We start from the raw sequence: 22,606 nt of genomic DNA on the forward strand, positions 1-22,606 counted from the left end.
AGACGATCCGCATAGACCCTGAGGCCGCAGTCAGCCTTCGCCTGAACCGAAGGCAGACTGCGGCAAAGCCGCATTGTGACGTTCCGCCGCATCGATCAAGCTTGTCCCAGCTACGGAGGCCAAGAGGACGGGAGGACGGAGCATGGCTCTGCTGGATCGCGACAACGCCGAAGCCGATGGCAAAGGCCCGATGGCCGGGGTGGACCGCCGGCTGCTGGTGGTGGCGCTGTCCCTGGCGCTGCTGACCCTGCTGGCGGTTCTGGACCAGTACCGGCCGACGCCGGGATCGGCGCCTCCGATGGAGTGGCAGATCCCTGGCGTGGAGCTGCCGCGGACGGTGCCGATGGCAAAGGCGCCCAGCCCGCGCCCGGACGAACTGCTGGGCGCCGACTGACGGGGTTGCCGGTCAGCCGGCCGGCGGGCTGTCGCTCCCGTCGCCGAGCGGCCGTTCCATCAGAACGCCGTCCAGCCAGCGGCCGAACTTGAAGCCCACGGCGGGCAGGATGCCGACAGGACGGAAGCCGCAGGCGCTGTGCAGGCCGATGGAGCCGTGGTTGGCGCTGTCGCCGATCGCCGCGATCATCCGGCGGTAGCCCGCCGCCTCGCACATCTCGATCAGTGGGTCCATCAACGCCCGGCCGATGCCGCGCCGGCCCATGCCGTCGGCGACATAGACGGAATTCTCCAGCGTGAAGCGGTAGGCGCTGCGCGTGCGGTACAGGCCGGCATAGGCATAGCCGACCAGCCGCCCCTCGCACTCCGCCGCCAGATAGGGCAGCCCGCGGCCCAGGATATCGGCGCGGCGGCGGGCGATCTCGGCCTCGTCCGGCGGCACCTCCTCGAACGAGGCGGTGCCGTGCAGCACATGGCGGGCGTAAAGGGCGGTGATGGCGGGAATGTCGGCGTCGGCGGACGCCCGCACGGTGATGGCAGGCCCGGTAAGGGAAACCATGTGGATCAGCTCCGGTCAGGACGGTCGGCGGGAAGAAGAAGGGCGCAGACGGTCGCCAACCCGCCGCCGACGCCGAGAAGCGCGAAACCCCAGCCCCAGCCGGCCACGCCGGCACCACCGGCCCGGTCCAGCATCAGACCGACCGCCAGCGGTGCCGCCCCGCCGGCGCCGAAGCCCAGGATGGAGCGGACGGCGAGCGCCGCCCCCAGGCTGCCCGGCTCGACCGATTCGGTCATCGCCGTCGACAGCACGGGGGAGTCGCCCAGCGCGGAAAAGCCGTAGAGCGCCGCCACCGCCAGGACCAGGGCCAGCGGCATCCCGTCCATCCAGCCGATGGTGAAGGAGCAGGCGGCCCCCAGCACGCCCATCGCCACCAGCACTGCCCGCCGGCCCAGCCGGTCGGATGCGCGCCCCATCAGCAGCGACGAGAGGAAGCCCGAGATATGGATGGCACCGGCGATCCACAGCCCGCGCATGCCCGCCCCGTCGCCGCCGGCGCCGGCCAGACTGGCGGTCAGGAAGGCCGGCAGCCACGCCCACATGCCCAGCAGTTCCCAGCAATGGGCGGTGTAGCCGGCGGTCAGCAGGAAGGACCGGCGGTCGGACAGGAAACGGAAGGCGCCGCGCAGCCGCCGCGCTCCCCCGCCCGCCACCAGATTGGGCCGCCCGAGCAGTCCCGGCGTGGCGAGCAGCGCCGCCAGCAGCGGCCCCAGCCCGCAGGCGATGAAGGCCGCCTCGTAGCCGAACCGTTCGGCCAGCCCGGCGGCCACCGCGATGGAGGCGAAATAGCCGAGCGACCCCGCCGCCAGCAGCCAGCCCACCGCAGCACCGCGCCGGTCCGCCGGCACGCCCTGTGCCACCAGCATGATGGAGGGGGCATAGGTGCCGCCCTGCGTCAGCCCCATCAGCGCGAACAGCAGCAGTCCGCTTTCCGCCGAGCGGGCGAAGAATGCGAAGGCGATGCCGGTCAGCGCCGTCGCCCAGCTGGCCCACAGGAAGACGCGCCTGGCGCCCAGGCTGTCGGCGAACCAGGAGGATCCCACCAGCGACAGGGCGTAGCCGACGTTGAAGGCGGTCTGGATCGACCCGGCCTCTCCCGCCGACATGCCCCAGGCCTGCATCGCGGGCACGAGCGCGCCGGCATAGACCATGAAGGACAGCGAGGTGGCGAAACGGCTGGCGCAGAGCAGCACGAACCAGATCGGCCGGGGCGTTTGGGCAGGGGCGGGAGTGGCGATGGCGGCGGTCGTCATGCCCACACCGTCGCGGAGGGCCGGGGAAAAGGCAAATTTATTGATCTGATCGGAATCATAAGGAAGACTGGGGGTATGCGCGGCCTGAACCTTGACCAGCTCATCACTTTCGCGACCGTCGTCGAACATGGTGGCTTCACCGAGGCCGCCGGGCGGCTCGGCCTGACCCAGCCGGCGGTCAGCATGCAGATCCGCAATCTGGAGGAGCGTTTCGGCGTGCGGCTGGTGGAGCGGGTGGGCAAGCGCGCCCTGCCGACCGCGGCCGGCCGCGACCTGCTGCCCTTCATCCGCCGCCTGCGCGAGGAGATGGAGGCGGCATCGGCCGCCATGGGCCGCCACCGCGCCGGGCAGGTCGGGCGCGTGCGCATCGGCACCGGGGCCACCGCCTGCATCTACCGCCTGCCGCCGATCCTGACCGCCCTGCGCAGCGCCCATCCCGGGCTGGAGATCATCGTCGTCACCGGCAACACGCCGGACATCCTGGATGCGGTGGAGGGCGGAACGCTGGATCTGGCGCTGGTCACTCTGCCGGCCGGCCGCCCCGGCCTGTCCATCGAACCGGTCTGCGCCGAGGAGCTGGTCTGTGTCGGCCCCCGGGGCGACGCGCCGCTACCGGAGCGGACCATCGCCCCGAAAATCGCCCCAGAAATTGCCCCTGCGGCGCTGGCGGACGAAACGCTGATCCTGTACGAGCGCGGCGGGACGATGCGGGCGGTGATCGACGGCTGGTTCATGGCCGGCGGCATCCAACCGCGTCCATCGATGGAGCTGGGCAATGTGGAGGCGATCAAGAACCTCGTCGCCGCCGGGCTCGGCCGGTCGATCCTGCCGTCGGTCACGGTGGCAGGGCCGCAGGATTGCGACCGGTTCGCAGTACAAGCTCTGACGCCGCCATTGGTCCGCACCCTTGGGTTGGTGTTGCGGCGTGACAAAGTGCTCGATGCCGGCGTGCGGGCAATGGTGAAGGCAATCACCGATATGCGGTAACGACATCGTCTGCATTTTGGATATCGCAATCGTCCGGAATATTGCTTTTGGAAGGTTTACAGCGGCTTTGGGCATTGCGCACTCTCGACGAATGAGCGTTTCGTTTTTCTTTGGGCGCCTATGACCGAACAGCCGTCCGTCCCGACCGAGCCCGCCGATAACCGAACGGGAGCCGGGCCGGATTTGCCTGCCCCGCCAAAGACAGATGTGCAGGCAAGGCTGGAGGAGCTTGAGCGCGAGAACGCCCGGCTCCGGTCGGCGCTGTCCACCGCCCTGTCCACCACCCAGGACGGCCGCGACGATCTGTTGACGGTCACGGCGCTGAACGAGGATTTGCGCACCGCCTTCACTGCGCTGGAGCGCAGCCGCGCCGCCCATGCCGACAGCGAGAGGCGGCTGCGCGCGATCCTGGACAGCGCCATCGGCCACGCCATCCTGACCCTGGATCCTGCCGGCCTGATCACCAGTTGGAACCCCGGCGCCGTCAACATCCTGGGCTGGAGCGAGGAGGAGGTGCTGGGCCGGCCGGCCGACATCCTGTTTCAGCCGGAAGAGGTTGCAGCCGGCGTGCCCGACGCCTTGCGGGTCCACGCCCTCGCCGAGGGCCGCATCCGGGAGGAACGGCCTGTCCGCCACCGGGACGGCTTCGCCGTTTGGGGCGCGCTGACCATCCTGCCGCTCCAGGGCGACGAGGAGGGATTCCTGTGGATCCTGCATGACCGGTCCGACGAGCGGCGGATGGAGGAGGCGATTGCCGACGTGCGGCGGCGCGCGACCGACATCCTCGACAGCATCGACGAGGCGCTGGTGGCGCTGGACTGCGAGTACCGCGTGATTTACCAGAACCGCCGCGCCGAACAGCTCGACCATCAGCCGCTGTCGGCGGTGCGCGGCCGCCGCCTGTGGGAGGTGTGGCCGCAACTGGCGGGATCGGACCTAGAGGCGCTGTGCCGCAGGACGATGACGGAGCGGCAGCCGACCGCCATCGAAAAGCGCTTCGACGGCGAAGACACCACCTTGTGGCTGGAGGTCCGCTTCCTGCCGACGGCGGAGGGGGTGGGCTGCTTCTTCCGCGACATCACCACGCGCAAGCGGGCGGAGGAGGAGGCCCGCGCCTCGCACGAGCGGGCGGTGAAGATCCTGGAAAGCATCAGCGACGCCTTCTATGCCGTCGATCACGACTGGCGCTTCACCTACATCAACCGCAAGGCCGAACAGGTCTGGGGCCGCTCGCGCGACACCCTGCTGGGCCGCCGCGTCTGGGAGGCCTTTCCCAAGGTGCTGGGCAGCGAAGCCTTTGAAGCGCAGAAGCAGGCGGTCTGCGAAGGCCGCGAAATGACCGTCGAGGTGCTGTCTCCCACCATGGGCAATTGGCTGGAGGCCAGCATCTATCCCAACGCCGACGGTCTCTCGGTCTATTTCCGCGACATTACCGCCCGCCGGCAGGCGCAGCAGGCGCTGTTGCAGGCGAAGGAAACGGCGGAGGCCGCCGATCTTGCCAAGGGCAAGTTCCTGGCCGCCGCCAGCCATGACCTGCGCCAGCCGTTGCAAGCGCTGCTGCTGTTCGTCGACGTGCTGAAGCCGCATGTGCAGGGCAGCCAGGGCGCCACCGCGCTGATGCATCTGGGCCGCGGGCTGGACGCGCTGAAGGAGTTGCTGGACAGCCTGCTCGACATGTCGCGGCTGGATGCCGGCGTGGTCCAGCCCAACATCGAGAATGTGCCGGTCGCCCCGCTGTTCGACCACATCGCCGCCTCCTACCGGCCGGTGGCGGCGGCCAAGGGGCTGGAACTGCACGTCCTGTCCTGCAACGCCGCCGCCCGGACCGACCGCACCCTGCTGACCCGCATGGTGCGCAATCTGGTGGAAAACGCCCTGCGCTATACCGAGAGCGGGCGGATCGACATCGAATGCCGCCGGGCCGGCGGGCGGCTGCTGATCGAGGTGCGCGACACCGGAATCGGCATCCCCTCCGACCATCTGGAAAGCATCTGGGAGGAATTCCATCAGGTCGGCAACCCGGAGCGCGACCGCAACCGCGGGCTTGGGCTTGGGCTGGCCATCGTGCGGCGGCTGTCGCTGCTGCTGAACCATCCGGTGGACGTGACCTCGAAGCCGGGGCAGGGGACCAGCTTCGTCATCGCCCTGCCGCTTGGCCGCAAGGTCGAGGCGCCGGTGACCGCAGCGGAGGCGGCGACCGCCGGCCGCGGCCGCTTCGCCGTGGTGGTCGACGACGATGCCATCGTGCTGCTGGGGCTGGAGACGATCTTCCGCGACTGGGGCTATCAGGTGCTGGTCGCCGGCTCCGCCCAGAAGGCGGTGGAAGGGTTGAGCCGCATGGGCCGCCGCCCCGACCTGATCGTCGCCGACTATCGCCTGCGCGAAGGGCGCTACGGCACCGAGGCGGTCGCCCGCATCCGCGCGCTGTACGACGATCCCGGCAGCGCACCGGTCCCCGGCCTGATCCTGACCGGCGAGACCGGTCCCGAATGCGAACGCGACGCCGCCGCCCACGGGCTGGGCATCATCCACAAGCCGGTGACCCCGCGCCAGCTCAGCCACGCGTTGGGCGAATTGCTGGGCGCGCCCTGACAGGGCGGGGCGCCGCCCCCGCCTTCCTCACCCCCGCCCATCCAGGAAGGCGCTCAGCTGCTCGCCCGCCTGGATGACGTGGCGCACGACGATGTCGCAGGCGGCGTCCGCATCGCCGGCACGGCAGGCCGCCAGCAGGGCGTGATGCTCGTCCTGGGAGCGGGGATGGTAGCCCAGCGCCGAGAACTGGAAGCGCAGATAGCGGTCGGCGGCGGCGAGGTGCTGCTCCACCAGCGCCAGCAGACGCGGCCGGCCGGCGCGGGAATAGAGCGTCATGTGGAAGCGCCGGTTCAACTCTCCCATGCGGCCGGGATCGGCCTCCGCATCCATCTCCGCGATCAGCTCCGTCGCCAGGGCAAGGTCGTCCGTCGTCAGATGCAGCAGCGACAGCCGCAGGGCCGCCGGCTCCAGCGCCGCCCGGATGGCGCCGATGTCCGCCGAATCCTCCGCCGAGATCTCCGCCACCACCGCGCCCCGGTGGGGATGGAACTCGACCAGCGCGCGGGCCTCCAGCTGGCGCAAGGCCTCGCGCACCGGCATGCGGCTGACGCCGAAGGCGGCGGCGAGATCCTCCTGGCGCAGCGGGGCGCCGGCCGGAAGAACTCCCTCAAGGATTGCCTCGCGCATCGCCGCCTCGACGAACTCGGTCGCGGTGCGGAAGCGCGGCCGGTTGCGGGCGATCAGCGCGGCCAGATCGGGAGCCTGTCTGTCTGACGGGTGGGACATAGGGGACCTGAAAAGTGGGAAAAACCGCTTGCCTGGATATTGGATCCAATTTACCTGTCGGTTCCTCTCCTGTCCATCCATGCGAAAGGACCGGCCATGACCGGCTCGTCGTCCGCCAAGCGGACCGCCTCCACCGCCCCAGCTCCCGGCCGTGGCCTGTCGCCCTCGGCGCTCGCCACCGGCGGTCTGGTGGCGCTGGTCGGCTATGCCAGTTCGGTCGCTGTGGTGATCCAGGGGCTGGCGGCGGTCGGAGCGGACACGGCGCAGATCACCTCCGGGCTGGTGGCAGTCGGCTTTTCCATGGGGCTGTCGGCGATCTGGCTGGCCTGGACGCAGCGCAAGCCGATCAGCGTCGCCTGGACGACGCCGGGCATGGCGCTGCTGGCGGCGACCGGCCCGGTGGCCGGCGGCTTTCCGGCGGCGGTAGGGGCCTTCCTCACGGTCGGCGGGCTGATCATGGTGGCGGGGCTGTGGCGGCCGCTCGGCCGCTGGATCGCGGCGATCCCGAAGCCGCTCGCCAACGGCATGCTGGCCGGGCTGCTGCTAAAGCTGTGTCTGGCGCCCTTCATGGCGATCGGGCAGGCGCCGGGGCTGGGACTGCTGGTGCTGGCGACCTGGGCAATCGTCGGGCGCTTCGCCCGGCTCTATGCGGTGCCGGCGGCGGTCGCGGTGGCGCTGGCGGCGATGGCGATGAACCCGCCGGTGTCGGGCGCGCTGCCAGCCGATCCCTGGCCGACCCTGTCGCTGGTCGCCCCGGCCTTCACCTGGGAGGCGCTGGTCGGTTTGGCCCTGCCGCTGTTCGTCGTCACCATGGCGTCGCAGAACATTCCGGGCCTGGCGGTGCTGGCAACCTTCGGCTACACGCCGCGGGTGCCGCCGGCCTTCCTGGCGACCGGCTTCGCCTCGGCCCTGACGGCGCCGCTGGGAGCGCCGACGGTCAATCTGGCGGCGATCACCGCGGCGATGTGCGCCGGCCCCGATGCCGACCCGAGGCCGGAGCGGCGCTGGCAGGCCGCAGTCACCGGCGGTGTCGGCTACATCGCGCTGACGGCGCTGGCGGCGGTCACCGCCACGCTGGTCACCCGCTCGCCGCCGATCCTGATCGAGGCGGTCGCCGGTCTGGCGCTGATCGGTGCCTTCGGCGGCTCGCTGCTGGCGGCGGTGCAGGCGGAGGAGGAGCGCATCCCCGCCTTGGTCACGCTGCTGGTGACCGCGTCCGGCCTGTCCTTCTTCGGGGTCGGATCGGCCTTCTGGGGCCTGCTGTTCGGCGGGGCGATGCATGTGCTGCACCGGTGGCGCCCCGCCAAAACATAAGCAACCTCAGCCCTGCTCGATCAGGTCGGCGCAGGCGTTCACCGCGGCGGCAGCGTAGGGGCGGATGCGCGGCGGGATCTGCGACGGGTTGATCCCCGGCCCGAGGATGCCGACGCCGACCGGCTTCATGAACTGGAGTTGCAGGTCGATCAGGCTGCCGATGACCGCATGGCCCATGACGTTGCCATGCTCGGTCTCGCCCCGCTCGATGATGCCAAGAGCGACCGCGCCGGCGACGTCCTCGCGCATCAGCAGGCGCTTGATCGCCAGAGGCTTTTCCATCGAACCGGGAACCCAGACCTCCGCCACGATGCCGAGGCCGCGGCTGGCGGCGACGGTGCGCGCCTCGTCCAGCATCTCTTCCACCTCTTTGCGGTGGAACCGTCCGAGCACGATGCCGATGTTGCTCACCCTCTGCGTCTCCTATGGTCGCGGTGTCACGTCCGCCCAAACTGTCGCGTCGCCGCGCAAAGCGCAAGGGCCGTCGCGCGGCACCCGGAAGGAGGCCCCTGTATGGAGATTTCCTTCCGGCTTTATAAAGTTGCCTGGATAAATCGCGCCGCTTTGCGGTGATGTCCAAGCGTCCGGAAAGCAGACCGGGGGAAAAACCTTATGGATAGGCCCACGCTCGTCGTGCAAGCTGTTGCCAAGTGCGACAGGCCGTCGCATGGCGCTACAATTCAGAACAAATTGGTCGCCGCCTCCTTTCTTACGACCATGTAATATTGCGGGTATGGCGCAATCGCGGGATCCGGCCGATGGACCCCGCGGTGGTGCCGGCAGAGCGATCAGGCGAATCCGGAACGGCAATCATGTTGAAAGGTGCGATCGAATACGCGCCGTCGACCTTCGAGGAGCGGGGGGCCGCGGTGGCCTTCACCACGCCGCTGCTGTCCCAGACCCGCGTGCGCCGCGGCGAGCGGTCGAAGCTCGAAGTGCTGATCCCCAGCCTGTCGCAGGGCATGGGCATCTATGTCGTCGCCTGGAAATCGGTGCCGGAGATGGTGTCGATGACCATGCACGACCGCTACCTGCACGACCTGATCGTGCGGGAGGAGTCCTGCTCCCCGTACGAGATCCGCCGGGCGACGCTGAAGGCGGCGCGGCGCGGGCTCGCCGGGCCGAAGGCGGCGCAGGCCGCCCGCCGCGCGCTCGACGAGGATGAGGAGCAGGGCACCCTCACCCATTATCTGCTGATCCTGTCGATCCTGAAGGCGGTCGGGCTGGAATCGCCGGAGATGCTGAAGGCCGGCATCGACACCGACGAGGGCCAGCGCCTGACCCGGCAGCTGATGACCCGCGCGGCGGAAAGCCTGCGCATGGACGCGACACTGCTCTATGCCCGGCTGGCCGACATCGCGGCCGTTACCGCGCCGGTGGGGCTGGCGCACTCGCCCCGGCCGGGCCGGCTGACGCGCGGGCTGAACGACCTGAAGGGCTTCCGCGACGGTATGATGGACTGGGCGCGGGACGTGCCGAGCGATGCCGCCCCGGTCGCGGAGTTCTGCGCGGAGGTGGCGCAGCACACCATCGACATCGGCGAGAAGGTGCTGGGCGATTTCCACCGCCGGATCGAGGCCATCGGGCCGCTGATGCGCGACTGGGACGACGCCTTCATCCGCGTCCGCACCCAGGCCGCCCGCATGGCCTGGCTGCTCGACGGCTGGAGCCACATCACCGGGGCGTGGGAGGTGGCGCAGGCCGAGGACCACCACCAGCAGGCCGCCACCGTCAACGATTTGTTCCGCATCCTGCCGCTGCTGCCCCGCCGGGAATCCAGCCGCGATTTCGTCGAGGATTCCAAGCAGGTCAAGATGGCCCACCGCCGCTCCGTCCGCATGCTGGAGGATTGGCGCACCGGCCAGATGGACATCGATGCCATCCGCCGGATCGAGGCGGTGAAAGCCCGCGCCCCATGACCGGACCGGCGGACGGACAGGGCGGGGGCGACCGCCTGCCGGGGCTGGAAAGCCGGCTGTTCGACATTCCCGAGGACAAGTTCATCGAGGTGGTCCGCCTGCTGGAGCGGGTGCGCGACCACCCCGACGTGCGCCAGACCTTCGCCGCCATCCGCCCGCGGCTGGTCCAGGTGCGCCCGAGCCGCCGGCCGACGCTGAAACGCGTGCTGTGCATGCCGTTCGAGGATGTGCTGGAAAGCTTCAACGGCCTCGACGTGCCGGTGGGCCGCATCGAACGGCGGGTGATCGACCCGGTGTGGCGGCTGGTGACGGAGTGCGGCGACCGCGCCCTGATCGACCAGCTCGACCGGCAGGTGCAGGAGACGGCACCCGGCAATCTCAATGCCCTGCGCAACATCGGGCGCCGGCTTTGGCCGATGGCCGCCCAGGCCGTAAGGGGCGCTGTCGGCGCTGCCGGGGAGCCGGATACCGGCCGTCAGGCGCTGTGGCGCGTTCTGCAGGGCGACGAGGAGATGCGGCGGCAGCTGCTGGACGTCGCCGCCTTCCTCGAGATCGGGCTGACGATCGAATCGCTGAAGGACACGCTGGCGCCGAAGCCGCTGGCCGTTCTGGACGACCCGCATGTTGACGCCATCGAGCAGGCGGCCCAGGCGGTGGCGCGGCAATCGGCCGGGCTGGTCTATTACCTGCTGCTGGTCGCCGCCTCGCGCATGGCGAACCCGGCCGACCTGCTGACGGTGCTGAACGATCTGGATTTCGGCAAGGCGCGGCGCGAGCAGCCGGCGATCTTCGCCCAGCTGAGCGGTCTGGTCGTCACCAATCTGGAGGAGCGCTCGGCCCGCCTCGAAAGCAAAGACGGCGGCAAAGGCGCCGGCACCGGGCCGGGTGCGGCTGCCGTCGCCATCGCCCCGGAGGAGGCCGTCGCCATTGCCGAGCGGCTGGTCGCCAGCATCGACACCACCTCCGCCGTCATGGATGTCCTGGCCGACCCGGTCTATCGCGAGCGGCTGGATGCGGTGAAGGCGACCGTGCGGAGCATGGTGGCCGGCGCCGTTCTGGACACCGCGCCCGCCGGCATCCTGACCGCCGTCCCGGCCCCCGCCGCGAATGGCCGTCCCGCCCCGGTGGACGAGGACGCCCAGGCCGCCGCCGAGGACCACGCCCGCGCGCTGCGCCGCTGCGAGGGGCTGGCCGGTGCGCTCGGCCTGCACGAGCCGCTGAAGGACGCGATGGCGTCGATGGAGAAGGGGCTGACGGCGCGGGCACAGGCCCTGCTGGCGGACTATCCCAAGGCGGCCGGCGACCCGGACGATGCCGAGACGGCGGAGATGAACCTGTTCTACGCCCTGCGCCTGCTGGAGCTGGTCGCCGGTCCCGCCAAGGCCGACCGGCTCCGCACCGCCATCATGGCCGCGACGGGAGAGTTCGCGGAGGAGTAGGGCATGCCCCGTCTCCTCACGAGGTCGCCCTCACGAGGTGGCCGGCAGGGCGTCCCGTGCCTCGCCCTCCTCGGCGTAGCGGCGGGCCAGGACGGCGCAGACCATCAGCTGTATCTGGTGGAACAGCATCACCGGCAGCAGCACCAGCCCAGCGGTGGCGGGAGCGAACAGCACGCCGGCCATCGGCACGCCGCTGACCAGCGACTTCTTCGATCCGCAGAAGACGATCACCGCCTCGTCGGCGCGGGAGAAGCCCAGGCGGCGGCTCAGCAGCGTCGTGCCGACCAGGAAGACCGCCAGGATGGCGCAGTCGATCACCACCACCATGCCCAGTGCGGCCGGCGGCACCTGATGCCACAGCCCGTTCACCACCGCCTCGCTGAAGGCGAGATAGACGACCAGCAGGATCGAGCCGCGGTCGGTGAAGCGCAGCATCGTCTTGTGCCGGGCCGCCCAGGCGCCGATCCAGCGCCGCAGAAGCTGGCCGGCGACGAAGGGCAGCAGCAACTGCGCCGCGATGGTCTGCAGCGTGTCGAGCGACAGCGCCGATCCCTGCACCTTCAGGAACAGCGCCACCAGCAGCGGCGTCATCAGGATGCCGGAGATGTTGGACAGGGTGGAACTGCACACCGCCGCCGCCACGTTACCGCGCGCCATCGAGGTGAAGGCGATGGAGGACTGGACCGTGGAGGGCAGCAGGCAGAGGAACTGCACGCCGATGGCGACGGCCGGCGGCAGCAGGCTGTGCGGCAGCGTCTCCACCACCGCCCAGCCGATCAGCGGGAAGGCGGCGAAGGTCAGGCTGAAGATCAGCAGATGCAGGCGCCAGTGCGCCATGCCCGCCACCACCTCTTCCCGCGGCAGGCGGGCGCCATGCAGGAAGAACAGCAGCGCGATGGCCGCCTCCGCCAGCCAGTGCACGCCCTGGGCGAACTGCCCCTGCACCGGAAGCACGGTCGCCAGCCCGACGGTCGCCACCAGGGCCAGGGTAAAGCCGTCCATGTTGGGCCGAGGCACGCGGATCATTCGTTGGTCCCCCAAATCGATATCACTGGCCGGATATAACGCGTCGGCTTCCGTTATAATCGTCTTCGCCGCTCTGGAATACAGTATCCAACATGCATGGCAGCCTTGAATCGATTGGGGAAAATCGGGCTGCCTCCTGTGGTTTCCACGATGCGGAAAGTCCGCCGCGCTCTCTTGGGCCAGCCAACCGCCTGACCCTGAACGGCTTTTCGCTGTCCTCAGTACCCCCTTGCCACCCGCTGTGCCATACGGTAACGTATGGTCAAAGAACGGATGATTTCCCAGGGGAGCGATACGTCCATGCTGTCCAACCAGTACCCCAGCCTGAATTTCGACCTCGGTGAGTCGGCCGACATGCTGCGCGATTCGGTGCGGAGCTTCGCCGCCAACGAGATCGCCCCCCGCGCCGCCGAGATCGACCGCAGCAACGAGTTCCCCAACGAGCTGTGGCGCAAGATGGGCGACCTCGGCATCCTCGGCGTGACGGTGGAGGAGGAGTATGGCGGCGCCGGCATGGGCTATCTGGAGCATGTCGTGGCGATGGAGGAGGTGTCCCGCGCCTCCGCCTCTGTGGGTCTCAGCTACGGCGCCCACTCCAACCTCTGCGTCAACCAGATCCGCAAGAACGGCAGCGAGGACCAGAAGCGCCGCTACCTGCCGGGGCTGATCTCCGGCGAGCATATCGGCGCCTTGGCGATGTCGGAGCCGAACGCCGGGTCCGACGTGGTGTCGATGAAGCTGCGGGCCGAGAAGAAGGGCGACCGCTATGTGCTCAACGGCACCAAGATGTGGATCACCAACGGCCCCGACGCCGACACGCTGGTGATCTATGCCAAGACCGACATCAACGCCGGTCCGCGTGGCATCACCGCCTTCCTGGTGGAGAAGGGCTTCAAGGGCTTCTCGGTGGCGCAGAAGCTGGACAAGCTCGGCATGCGCGGCTCCAACACCGGCGAGCTGGTGTTCGAGGATTGCGAGGTGCCGGAGGAGAACATCCTGGGCGGCGTCGGCCGCGGCGTGAACGTGCTGATGTCGGGCCTCGATTACGAGCGCGCGGTGCTGTCCGGCGGTCCGCTCGGCATCATGCAGGCCTGCATGGACGTGGTGATCCCCTATGTCCACGACCGCAAGCAGTTCGGCCAAGCCATCGGCGAGTTCCAGCTGATGCAGGGAAAGATCGCCGACATGTACACGATCATGAACGCCGCCAAGGCTTATGTGTACGCCGTCTGCAAGGCCTGCGACCGGGGCGAGACGACCCGCAAGGATGCCGCCGCCGCCATCCTGTTCTCCGCCGAAAAGGCGACCTGGATGGCGCTGGAGGCCATTCAAACGCTGGGGGGCAACGGCTACATCAATGAGTATCCGACCGGCCGCCTGCTGCGCGACGCCAAGCTCTACGAGATCGGCGCCGGCACCAGCGAGATCCGCCGCATGCTGATCGGACGCGAACTGTTTAAAGAGACCGCGTAAAGCGGTTCGGCAAGGCACAGAGAGCATCGAGGGAAAGGGACCGACCACCATGACCGACAGCATCGTCATCGCCGCCGCCGTCCGCACGCCGATGGGCGGCTTCCAGGGCGACCTCATGGGCCTGACCGGCCCGCAGCTGGGCGCCGTCGCCATCCAGGCGGCGCTGGAGCGCTCGGGCCTCGCCGCGGACGCGGTGGACGAGGTGTTCATGGGCAACGTGCTGTCGGCCGGTCTGGGCCAAGCCCCGGCGCGCCAGGCGGCGCTGGGCGCCGGGCTGCCCAAGGGCGTCGGCTGCACCACCATCTCCAAGGTCTGCGGCTCGGGCATGCGGGCGGTGATGTTCGCCCATGACGTGATCAAGGCCGGCTCGGCCAAGGTGGTGGTGGCCGGCGGCATGGAAAGCATGTCGAACGCCCCCTACCTGCTGGACCGCGCCCGCGCCGGCTACCGCATGGGCCACGGCAAGGTGCTGGACCACATGTTCTTCGACGGGCTGGAGGATGCCTACGAGAAGGGCCGGCTGATGGGCACCTTCGCCGAGGAATGCGCCAGCAGCTACAACTTCACCCGCCAGGCGCAGGACGATTTCGCCATCGAAAGCCTGAACCGCGCCCGCAAGGCGGTGGAGGACGGCTCCTTCAAGGCGGAGATCGCGCCGGTGCTGGTCAAGGGCCGGAAGGGTGACGTGCTGGTCGACACCGACGAGCAGCCGGGCAAGGGCGATCCGAAGAAGATCCCGACGCTGAAGCCGGCCTTTGCCAAGGACGGCACGGTGACGGCGGCCAATGCCTCGTCGATCTCCGACGGCGGTGCGGCGCTGATCGTCACCACCCGCAGCGAGGCCGACCGTCTCGGCCTGCGCGTGATCGCCGAGATCAAGGGCCATTCCAACCATGCCCAGCAGCCGGCGCTGTTCACCACCGCCCCGGTGGGTGCCATGCAGAAGCTGTTCGAGAAGGTGGGCTGGTCGGCCCGCGACGTCGATCTGTTCGAGATCAACGAGGCGTTCGCGGTGGTGACCATGGCGGCGATGCGCGACCTCGATCTGCCGCACGACAAGGTGAACGTCCATGGCGGCGCCTGCGCGCTCGGCCATCCCATCGGCGCCTCGGGTGCCCGCATCCTCGTGACGCTGCTGGCCGCGCTGGAGAAGTACGACCTGAAGCGCGGCGTGGCGTCACTCTGCATCGGCGGCGGCGAGGCGACGGCCATCGCGGTGGAGCGGGTGTAAGGCATTCCCGCCCCTATTCCCCCTCTCCCCCCTGGGGAGAGGGGGCCATAAAAAGATGGGAGGACCAGCATGCACCTGACCGAAGAACAGACCATGGTCCGCGACATGGCCCGCGCCTTCGCGCAGGACCGGCTCGCCCCGACCGCCGCCGAGCGCGACCGCAGCGGCGCTTTCCCCAAGGCCGAACTGGCCGAGATGGGTGAACTCGGCCTGATGGGCATGCTGGTGCCGGAGGAGTTCGGCGGCGCCGCCACCGACCATGTCGCCTACGCGCTCGCCATCGAGGAGATCGCCGCCGGCGACGGCGCCGTCTCCACCATCATGAGCGTGCACAACTCGGTCGGCTGCATGCCGATCCTGAAGTTCGGGACGGACGCCCAGAAGGACCGTTTCCTCAAGCCGATGGCGCGTGGCGAGATGCTGGGCGCCTTCTGCCTGACCGAACCGCAGGCCGGATCCGACGCCTCGGCGATCAAGACCCGCGCCCGGCGCGACGGCGACCACTGGGTATTGAACGGCACCAAGCAGTTCATCACCTCCGGCTCGCAGGCCGATGTCGCCATCGTCTTCGCGGTGACCGATCCGGCGGCGGGCAAGAAGGGCCTCAGCGCCTTCATCGTGCCGACCGACACGCCGGGCTATCAGGTGGCGCGGACGGAGGAGAAGCTGGGACAGCACTGCTCCGACACCTGCCAGATCGTCTTCGAGGACTGCCGGGTTCCGGCCGATCTGATGCTCGGGGCCGAAGGCGCCGGCTACAAGGTGGCGCTGGCGAACCTTGAGGGCGGGCGCATCGGCATCGCCTCGCAGTCGGTCGGCATGGCGCGCGCGGCGCTCGACCACGCCGTCCGCTATGCGCAGGAGCGGCAGAGCATGGGCGTGCCGATCATCCAGCATCAGGCCATCGCCTTCCGCCTCGCCGACATGGCGACCCGCGTGGAGGCGGCGCGCCAGATGGTGCTGCATGCCGCGAGCCTGCGCGATGCCGGGGTGCCCTGCATGAAGGAGGCGGCGATGGCCAAGCTGTTCGCCTCCGAGATCGCGGAGAAGGTCTGCTCCGACGCCATCCAGATCCATGGCGGCTACGGCTACCTCAACGATTTCCCGGTGGAGCGCATCTATCGCGACGTCCGGGTCTGCCAGATCTACGAGGGCACCAGCGACATCCAGCGGCTGGTCATCAGCCGTGCCCTTGTCCAATAACCAGCCCAGTAACCAGCCCAGCAATCAAGACCGCCAAACCGGGAGGAAGACGGCATGACCGTCCTGAAGAGCGCCCTGAACGCGCGCTCCGCCGAGTTCCAGGCCAACGCCGACGCCATGCAGGCCCTGGTCGACGATCTGCGCCGGAAGGTCGCCGCCATCCAGCAGGGCGGCGGAGCCAAGGCCCGCGACAAGCACCTCGCCCGCGGCAAACTGCTGCCGCGCGAGCGCATCCGCCAGCTTCTCGACGTAGGCTCGCCCTTCCTCGAGCTGTCGCAGCTGGCCGCCGATGGCGTCTATGCCGAGGACATCCCGTCCGCCGGCATCATCGCCGGCATCGGCAGCGTCGCCGGGCAGGAATGCATGATCGTCGCCAACGACGCGACGGTGAAGGGCGGCACCTACTACCCGCTGACGGTCAAGAAGCACCTGCGCGCGCAGGAGATCGCGCAACAGAACAACCTGCCCTGCATTTACTTGGTGGATTCGGGCGGCGCCAACCTGCCGAACCAGGACGAGGTCTTCCCCGACCGCGACCATTTCGGCCGCATCTTCTACAACCAGGCCAACATGTCGGCCGAGGGCATCCCGCAGATCGCCGTGGTGATGGGAAGCTGCACCGCCGGCGGCGCCTATGTTCCGGCGATGTCGGACGAGGCGATCATCGTCCGCAACCAGGGCACCATCTTCCTGGGCGGCCCGCCGCTGGTGAAGGCCGCGACCGGCGAGGTGGTGTCGGCCGAGGATCTGGGCGGCGCCGACGTGCATTCGCGCACCTCGGGCGTCACCGACCATTACGCGATGAACGACGCCCACGCCCTGGCGATGGCGCGCCGCGTGGTGTCGAACCTCAACCGCGCCAAGCACATCGACCTCGACCTGCGCGAGCCGGAGGACCCCGCCTTCGACCCGCGCGAACTCTACGGCGTCATCCCCAGCGACGCCCGCAAGCCCTTCGACGTGCGCGAGGTGATCGCGCGCGTGGTCGACGGCTCGCGCTTCAACGAGTTCAAGCCGCTCTACGGCACGACGCTGGTGACCGGCTTCGCCCACATCTTCGGCTATCCGGTCGGCATCATCGCCAACAACGGCATCCTGTTCAGCGAATCCGCCCTGAAGGGCGCCCATTTCGTTGAGCTGTGCTGCCAGCGCCGCATCCCGCTGGTGTTCCTGCAGAACATCACCGGCTTCATGGTCGGCCGCAAATACGAGGCCGGCGGCATCGCCAAGGACGGCGCCAAGCTGGTCACCGCGGTCGCCTGCGCCAAGGTGCCGAAATTCACCGTCATCATCGGCGGCAGCTATGGCGCCGGCAATTACGGCATGTGCGGCCGCGCCTACAGCCCGCGCTTCATGTGGATGTGGCCGAACGCCCGCATCTCCGTCATGGGCGGTGAGCAGGCGGCCGGCGTGCTGGCCCAGGTCAAGCGCGACGCCATGGAAGCCCAGGGCAAGCCGTGGTCGACCGAGGACGACGAGGCGCTGAAGGCGCCGATCCGCGCCCAGTTCGAGCGCGAGAGCCACGCCTATTACGCCAGCGCCCGGCTGTGGGACGACGGCATCATCGACCCGGCCGACACCCGCATGGTGCTGGGCCTCGGCCTGTCGGCCTCGCTGAACGCCCCGGTGCCGAAGACGCCCTTCGGCGTCTTCCGGATGTGAGGGAGGCGAGCATGAGCGACATTCTGATCGAGGTTGCCGACACCGGCGTCGCCACCGTCACCATGAACCGCGGCGACGTGCACAACGCCTTCAACGAACAGGTCATCGCCGATCTCACATCCGCCTTCCAGAAGGTGGGCGAGGATCCGGCGGTGCGCGTCGTGCTGCTGCGCGGGGTGGGCAAGAGCTTCTCGGCCGGGGCGGACCTTTCCTGGATGAAAAAGATGGCCGGCTACTCCCGCGAGGAGAATCTGGCCGACGCCATGGGCCTCGCCACCATGCTGCGCACGTTGGACGAATGCCCGAAGCCCACGGTCGCCGTGGTGCAGGGACCGGCCTTCGGCGGCGGCGTCGGGCTGGTTTCGGCCTGCGACATCGCCATCGGCGTCGAGACCGCGACCTTCGCCCTGTCGGAGGTGCGGCTGGGCATCATCCCCGCCGCCATCAGCCCCTATGTCATCGCCGCCATCGGCGAGCGCGCCTGCCGCCGCTATTTCCTGACCGGCGAGCGCTTCGGCGCGGCGGAGGCCCACCGCATCGGCCTGCTGCATGAGTTGACCAGCGCCGACGGGCTGGAGGAGGCGGTGGCGAGGACGGTCAAGAACCTGATGGACAGCGCCCCCACGGCGGTCACCGCCGCCAAGGAGCTGATCCGCGCCGTCGCCCGCCGGCCGCTGACCGACGACGTGGTGCGCGACACGGCGGAGCGCATCGCCCGCCAGCGCGCCAGCGCCGAAGGCAAGGAGGGCGTCGGCGCCTTCCTCGACAAACGCACCCCGTCCTGGCGGAGCTGATCCACATGTTCGACAAGATCCTGATCGCCAACCGCGGCGAAATCGCCTGCCGGGTCATCCGCACCGCCCGCCGCCTGGGCATCAAGACCGTCGCCGTCCATTCGGAAGCCGACGCCAAGGCGATGCATGTCCAGATGGCCGACGAGGCCGTCTGCATCGGCCCGGCCCCGGTCGGCGAAAGCTATCTGCGCGGCGACGCCATCCTCGACGTGGCGAAGCGCACCGGTGCCCAGGCCATCCATCCCGGCTACGGCTTCCTGTCGGAGAATGCCGGCTTCGCCGCGGCTTGCGCCGAGGCCGGTGTCGTCTTCATCGGCCCGCCGATCGAGGCGATCCGCGTCATGGGCTCCAAGGCGGAATCCAAGCGGCTGATGGCGAACGCCGACGTGCCGCTGGTGCCGGGCTATCACGGCACCGACCAGGACTTCGCCACCCTGTCGGCGGAGGCGGACCGCATCGGCTATCCGGTGCTGGTCAAGGCGTCGGCCGGCGGCGGCGGCAAGGGCATGCGCGTGGTGCGCGCCGCCAACGAGCTGTCCGACGCGGTGGCCGGCGCCCAGCGCGAGGCCAAGGCCGCCTTCGGAGACGACAGCCTGCTGCTGGAGAAATATCTCGGCCGGCCGCGCCATGTCGAAATCCAGGTCTTCTGCGACACCCACGGCAACGGCGTCTATCTGTTCGAGCGCGACTGCTCGGTCCAGCGCCGCCACCAGAAGGTGATCGAGGAGGCGCCGGCCCCCAACCTCCCCGACGACCTCCGCCGCCGCATGGGCGAGGCCGCGGTCGCCGCCGCCAAGGCGGTGAACTATGTCGGCGCCGGCACCGTCGAGTTCCTCTATGAGGATGGCGGCTTCTACTTCATCGAGATGAACACCCGCCTGCAGGTGGAGCATCCGGTGACGGAGAAGATCACCGGGCTCGATCTGGTCGAGTGGCAGCTGCGCGTGGCTGCCGGGGCGGAGCTGCCGCTGCGCCAGGAGCAGCTGACCCGCCGGGGGCATGCCTTCGAGGCGCGGCTCTATGCCGAGGATCCGCAGCGCGACTTCCTGCCCGCCATCGGCAAGCTGGTCCGCCTGCGCCCGCCGGCCGAGAGCGACCATGTCCGCGTCGACACCGGCGTCCGCGAGGGCGATTCGGTGACGATGTATTACGACCCGATGATCGCCAAGCTGATCGTCTGGGACGAGGACCGCGACAGCGCGTTGCGTCGCCTGCGCGTGGCGCTGGCCGAGTATGAGGTCGTCGGCGTCACCACCAATGTCGCCTTCCTCGGCGCCATCGCCGGCCATCCGGCCTTCAAGGCGGTGGAGATCGACACCGGTTTCATCGAGCGCCACCGCGCCGACCTGCTGCCGCCGCCGGCCCCGGTGGCCGACAAGGCGCTGGCCGCAGCGTCCCTGTCGGTGCTGCTGACGCGCCGGAAGGAGGCCCAGGCCGCCCTGCGCGCCCGGTCGGACCGCTATTCGCCCTGGCTGCTCGCCAATGGCTGGCGGCTGAACGAGGAGAACCATTACGACCTGCGCCTGATGGACGGCGACACCGTGCGCGAGGTGACGCTGCATTTCCGCAGCGACGGGTATGAGGTTGCGGTGGATGGCGGCAAGCCGATGCCGGTGACGGGGGTCAGCCTCGCCGATGGGCTGCTGACGGCGACGCTGGACGGCATGCGCACCCGCGCCACCGTGGTGCGGCAGGGCTTGGACATCACCGTCCTGATCGACGGTGCGGTGTCCCGCCTGACGCTGGACGACCCCAGTGCCCGCGCGGCGGAGCAGGAGGGCGGCTCCGGCCGCCTGACAGCACCCATGCCGGGCACCGTCGTCCGCGTGCTGGTCGAAGCCGGCCAAGCCGTCGAGGCCGGCACGCCGCTGATGCTGCTGGAAGCGATGAAGATGGAGCACACCATCAAGGCCCCGGCCGCCGGCACCGTCAGCGCGGTGAATTTCGCGGCGGGCGATCAGGTGTCGGAAGGCGTCGACCTGCTGGTTCTCGACATCGCGGAGGCCTGACCATGCAGCTGCCGAAATTCGTCCGCATGGTGGAGGTCGGCCCGCGCGACGGCCTCCAGAACGAAAAGTCCATGGTGCCGACCGCGGTGAAGGTGGAACTCGTGAACCGCCTGTCCGGCGCCGGCCTCGCCGTGGTGGAGGCGGCCAGCTTCGTCTCGCCCAAATGGGTGCCGCAGATGGGCGACAGCGCCGAGGTGCTGGCCGGCATCGCGCGGAAGCCCGGCGTGCGCTATGCCGCCCTCACCCCCAACCTGAAGGGGCTGGAGGGTGCCTTGGCGGCCAAGGCCGACGAGGTGGCGGTGTTCGGCGCCGCCTCGGAAAGCTTCAGCCGGAAGAACATCAACTGCTCCATCGCCGAGAGCCTGGACCGCTTCGCCCCCGTGATGGAGCAGGCCAGGGCGGCGGGCGTGCCGGTGCGCGGCTACGTGTCCTGCGTGCTCGGTTGCCCCTATGAAGGGGAGATCGCGCCCAAGGCGGTGGCCGAGGTGGCGGAGCGCCTGTTCGCCATGGGCTGCTACGAGATCTCGCTCGGCGACACCATCGGCACCGGCACGCCGACCAAGGCTCAAGCGATGATCGCCGCGGTGGCGGAGCGGGTGCCGGTCGACAAGATCGCCGTCCATTTCCACGACACCTACGGGCAGGCGTTGGCCAACATCCTGGCGGCGCTCCAGATGGGCGTGGCGGTGGTCGACAGCTCCGTCGCGGGGCTGGGCGGCTGCCCCTATGCCAAGGGCGCCAGCGGCAACGTGGCGAGCGAGGATGTGCTCTACATGCTGGACGGCCTCGGCATCGAGACCGGGGTGGACCTGGACAAGCTGATCGCGGCCGGTGCGTTCATCAGCGACGCCATCGGCCGCCCCACCGCATCGAAGGTGGCCCGCGCTCGTGGTTGTGCGTGAGGGAACCTTCGGCAACGAAGGGCCGCGTCTCCGGCAGGGGGCGCGGCCCTTTCGTATTTGGGGGGGCCGCAATCCGCCTGGAATGGTCATCGTTCGGTGCTATCCTCTCAAGCATGGCAGCGACGGATCCCATACTCGCCCGCTTTCGGGCCGATCTGACCCGGCTTTATGGACCAAGGCTGGCCCGTGTCGTGCTGTTCGGGTCGCGGGCGCGGGGCGACGCCCGGCCTGACTCCGACTATGACGTCGCGGTGTTTCTGTCCGACCTGACCGACCGCTGGGAGGAATCCGACCGCATCGCCGGGGTTGCCGCGGACTTGCTGGACGAGACCGGTGCGGTGATCCATGCCATGCCCTATCGTGTCGATGCCTATGCCGAGCGCTCCCCCCTGATGCATGAGATCCGCCGTGAAGGACGAGATCTGTGACGCCTGAGGCAGCGGGCTATCTCGAAAAGGCACGACGCTGTCTGGAGTACGCGCGGGTGAACCTGAGCGTCGAACTGGGCAACGATGCGGGACGCAATGCCTATCTCGCGGCTTTCCATGCCGCCCAGGCACTGATTTTCGAAAGTACCGGGCGGATCGCCAAGACCCATCAGGGCGTACAGGCAGAGTTCAGCCGGCTGACCAGGGGCGATCCCGCGATTCCCGCCGACCTGCGCCGCTTCCTGTCGCAAGCCTACAACCTAAAGGCCGTTGCCGATTACGAGGCCGGGCCCGATGCGGAGGTGCCGGTGGATCGGGCCGTTTTGGCTCTGGCCGGAGCAAAGCAGTTCGTGGGATGGGTGGAACAGCGCCTCTCCCCATCGTCCGGATATGCGGCATCCTAAATTGTACGTACTACAAACTTGACCCTGCGGCCTGCCCGGCGCATCATGATTTTCGTGAAGGATGGTGCCGAAAAAGCAGCGTTCCCACGACGCCGACCGGCCTGACGGCCGGCCGGAACCACGGCTGGAGTTCGAGTGGCAACGACCCACGGCCGCTTCGCGCGCGCCGCTCCATGACCTGTTGCCCGTCCGGCTGAACGGCGGCGGAGCCATACCCGGGTGGCTCCGCCGCCGATTGTTTTTGTGCCGATTGTTTTTTGGGCAATCTCCACGATCCCGACCCGTTCCGGCC

20 protein-coding genes are annotated in these 22,606 nt (G+C 69.2%); 15 read left to right on the forward strand and 5 right to left on the reverse strand.

The features are described from left to right. The first annotated feature begins 142 nt into the window (after nt 1-142). Complete coding sequence (locus tag TSH64_RS19640) at nt 143-394, forward strand: hypothetical protein (RefSeq protein ID WP_109447509.1); 252 nt, start codon at nt 143-145, stop codon at nt 392-394. Between the two features lie 12 nt (nt 395-406). Here TSH64_RS19640 and TSH64_RS19645 read toward each other — a convergent pair whose 3' ends face one another. Further along, entirely contained in the window at nt 407-952 is a 546-nt protein-coding gene (locus tag TSH64_RS19645) for a GNAT family N-acetyltransferase (RefSeq protein ID WP_109447511.1), read from the reverse strand. 5 nt (nt 953-957) lie between these two features. Continuing rightward, a complete protein-coding gene (locus tag TSH64_RS19650; RefSeq protein WP_109447513.1) occupies nt 958-2,205 on the reverse strand; it encodes an MFS transporter in 1,248 nt (415 codons plus the stop codon). Between the two features lie 75 nt (nt 2,206-2,280). On the opposite strand from TSH64_RS19650, the gene TSH64_RS19655 reads away from it, so the two are divergent. Together TSH64_RS19655 and TSH64_RS19660 are read left to right on the forward strand one after the other, a co-directional pair. Further along, a complete protein-coding gene (locus TSH64_RS19655) occupies nt 2,281-3,192 on the forward strand; it encodes a LysR family transcriptional regulator (RefSeq protein ID WP_109447515.1) in 912 nt (303 codons plus the stop codon). A 183-nt stretch (nt 3,193-3,375) separates the two neighbouring features. Beyond that, entirely contained in the window at nt 3,376-5,784 is a 2,409-nt protein-coding gene (locus TSH64_RS19660; RefSeq protein WP_247873048.1) for a PAS domain S-box protein, read from the forward strand. Between the two features lie 27 nt (nt 5,785-5,811). Here TSH64_RS19660 and TSH64_RS19665 read toward each other — a convergent pair whose 3' ends face one another. After that, nucleotides 5,812-6,510 (reverse strand): GntR family transcriptional regulator, encoded by a 699-nt coding sequence (locus TSH64_RS19665; RefSeq protein ID WP_109447519.1) that lies wholly within the window; start codon nt 6,508-6,510, stop codon nt 5,812-5,814. Nucleotides 6,511-6,606: 96 nt separating this feature from the next. On the opposite strand from TSH64_RS19665, the gene TSH64_RS19670 reads away from it, so the two are divergent. Beyond that, nucleotides 6,607-7,824: a benzoate/H(+) symporter BenE family transporter gene (locus tag TSH64_RS19670; protein WP_109447521.1), complete on the forward strand. Its 1,218-nt coding sequence runs from the start codon at nt 6,607-6,609 to the stop codon at nt 7,822-7,824. A gap of 6 nt (nt 7,825-7,830) precedes the next feature. Here TSH64_RS19670 and TSH64_RS19675 read toward each other — a convergent pair whose 3' ends face one another. Further along, on the reverse strand, nt 7,831-8,235 hold the full coding sequence (locus TSH64_RS19675) for a 6,7-dimethyl-8-ribityllumazine synthase (RefSeq protein WP_109447523.1): 405 nt from the start codon (nt 8,233-8,235) through the stop codon (nt 7,831-7,833). A gap of 401 nt (nt 8,236-8,636) precedes the next feature. On the opposite strand from TSH64_RS19675, the gene TSH64_RS19680 reads away from it, so the two are divergent. Further along, a complete protein-coding gene (locus TSH64_RS19680) occupies nt 8,637-9,743 on the forward strand; it encodes a hypothetical protein (RefSeq protein ID WP_109447525.1) in 1,107 nt (368 codons plus the stop codon). Continuing rightward, the gene (locus tag TSH64_RS19685; protein WP_109447527.1) at nt 9,740-11,182 is read left to right on the forward strand and encodes a hypothetical protein; all 1,443 of its coding nucleotides are present in this window, start codon (nt 9,740-9,742) and stop codon (nt 11,180-11,182) included. Before TSH64_RS19680 ends, TSH64_RS19685 begins: the two co-directional genes overlap by 4 nt. 30 nt (nt 11,183-11,212) lie before the next feature. Here the strand turns inward: TSH64_RS19685 and TSH64_RS19690 are convergent, their stop codons facing one another. Next, entirely contained in the window at nt 11,213-12,208 is a 996-nt protein-coding gene (locus TSH64_RS19690; protein ID WP_109447529.1) for a bile acid:sodium symporter family protein, read from the reverse strand. Between the two features lie 300 nt (nt 12,209-12,508). Between TSH64_RS19690 and TSH64_RS19695 the strand changes: the two genes are divergently transcribed. From TSH64_RS19695 to TSH64_RS19735, 9 genes are all read left to right on the forward strand, one after another. Then, a complete protein-coding gene (locus TSH64_RS19695; protein WP_109447530.1) occupies nt 12,509-13,681 on the forward strand; it encodes an isovaleryl-CoA dehydrogenase in 1,173 nt (390 codons plus the stop codon). 49 nt (nt 13,682-13,730) lie between these two features. After that, nucleotides 13,731-14,912, forward strand: coding sequence for an acetyl-CoA C-acyltransferase (locus TSH64_RS19700; protein ID WP_109447531.1), 1,182 nt, complete (start codon nt 13,731-13,733; stop codon nt 14,910-14,912). A 69-nt stretch (nt 14,913-14,981) separates the two neighbouring features. Next, complete coding sequence (locus tag TSH64_RS19705; protein ID WP_109447532.1) at nt 14,982-16,115, forward strand: acyl-CoA dehydrogenase; 1,134 nt, start codon at nt 14,982-14,984, stop codon at nt 16,113-16,115. A gap of 54 nt (nt 16,116-16,169) precedes the next feature. Then, the gene (locus tag TSH64_RS19710; protein ID WP_109447533.1) at nt 16,170-17,777 is read left to right on the forward strand and encodes a carboxyl transferase domain-containing protein; all 1,608 of its coding nucleotides are present in this window, start codon (nt 16,170-16,172) and stop codon (nt 17,775-17,777) included. Between the two features lie 11 nt (nt 17,778-17,788). Further along, nucleotides 17,789-18,571, forward strand: a complete 783-nt coding sequence (locus tag TSH64_RS19715; protein ID WP_109447534.1) for an enoyl-CoA hydratase/isomerase family protein — start codon at nt 17,789-17,791, stop codon at nt 18,569-18,571. Between the two features lie 5 nt (nt 18,572-18,576). Beyond that, a complete protein-coding gene (locus TSH64_RS19720) occupies nt 18,577-20,580 on the forward strand; it encodes an acetyl/propionyl/methylcrotonyl-CoA carboxylase subunit alpha (protein WP_109447535.1) in 2,004 nt (667 codons plus the stop codon). Between the two features lie 2 nt (nt 20,581-20,582). Continuing rightward, nucleotides 20,583-21,482, forward strand: a complete 900-nt coding sequence (locus tag TSH64_RS19725) for a hydroxymethylglutaryl-CoA lyase (protein ID WP_109447536.1) — start codon at nt 20,583-20,585, stop codon at nt 21,480-21,482. A gap of 113 nt (nt 21,483-21,595) precedes the next feature. Continuing rightward, nucleotides 21,596-21,910 (forward strand): nucleotidyltransferase domain-containing protein, encoded by a 315-nt coding sequence (locus TSH64_RS19730; protein WP_109447538.1) that lies wholly within the window; start codon nt 21,596-21,598, stop codon nt 21,908-21,910. Continuing rightward, nucleotides 21,907-22,314, forward strand: coding sequence for a HEPN domain-containing protein (locus TSH64_RS19735; RefSeq protein WP_109447540.1), 408 nt, complete (start codon nt 21,907-21,909; stop codon nt 22,312-22,314). The genes TSH64_RS19730 and TSH64_RS19735 overlap by 4 nt, the downstream gene beginning before the upstream one ends. Nucleotides 22,315-22,606 lie beyond the last annotated feature (292 nt).

The sequence above is a fragment of the Azospirillum sp. TSH64 genome (assembly GCF_003116035.1).
Lineage (GTDB): Bacteria > Pseudomonadota > Alphaproteobacteria > Azospirillales > Azospirillaceae > Azospirillum.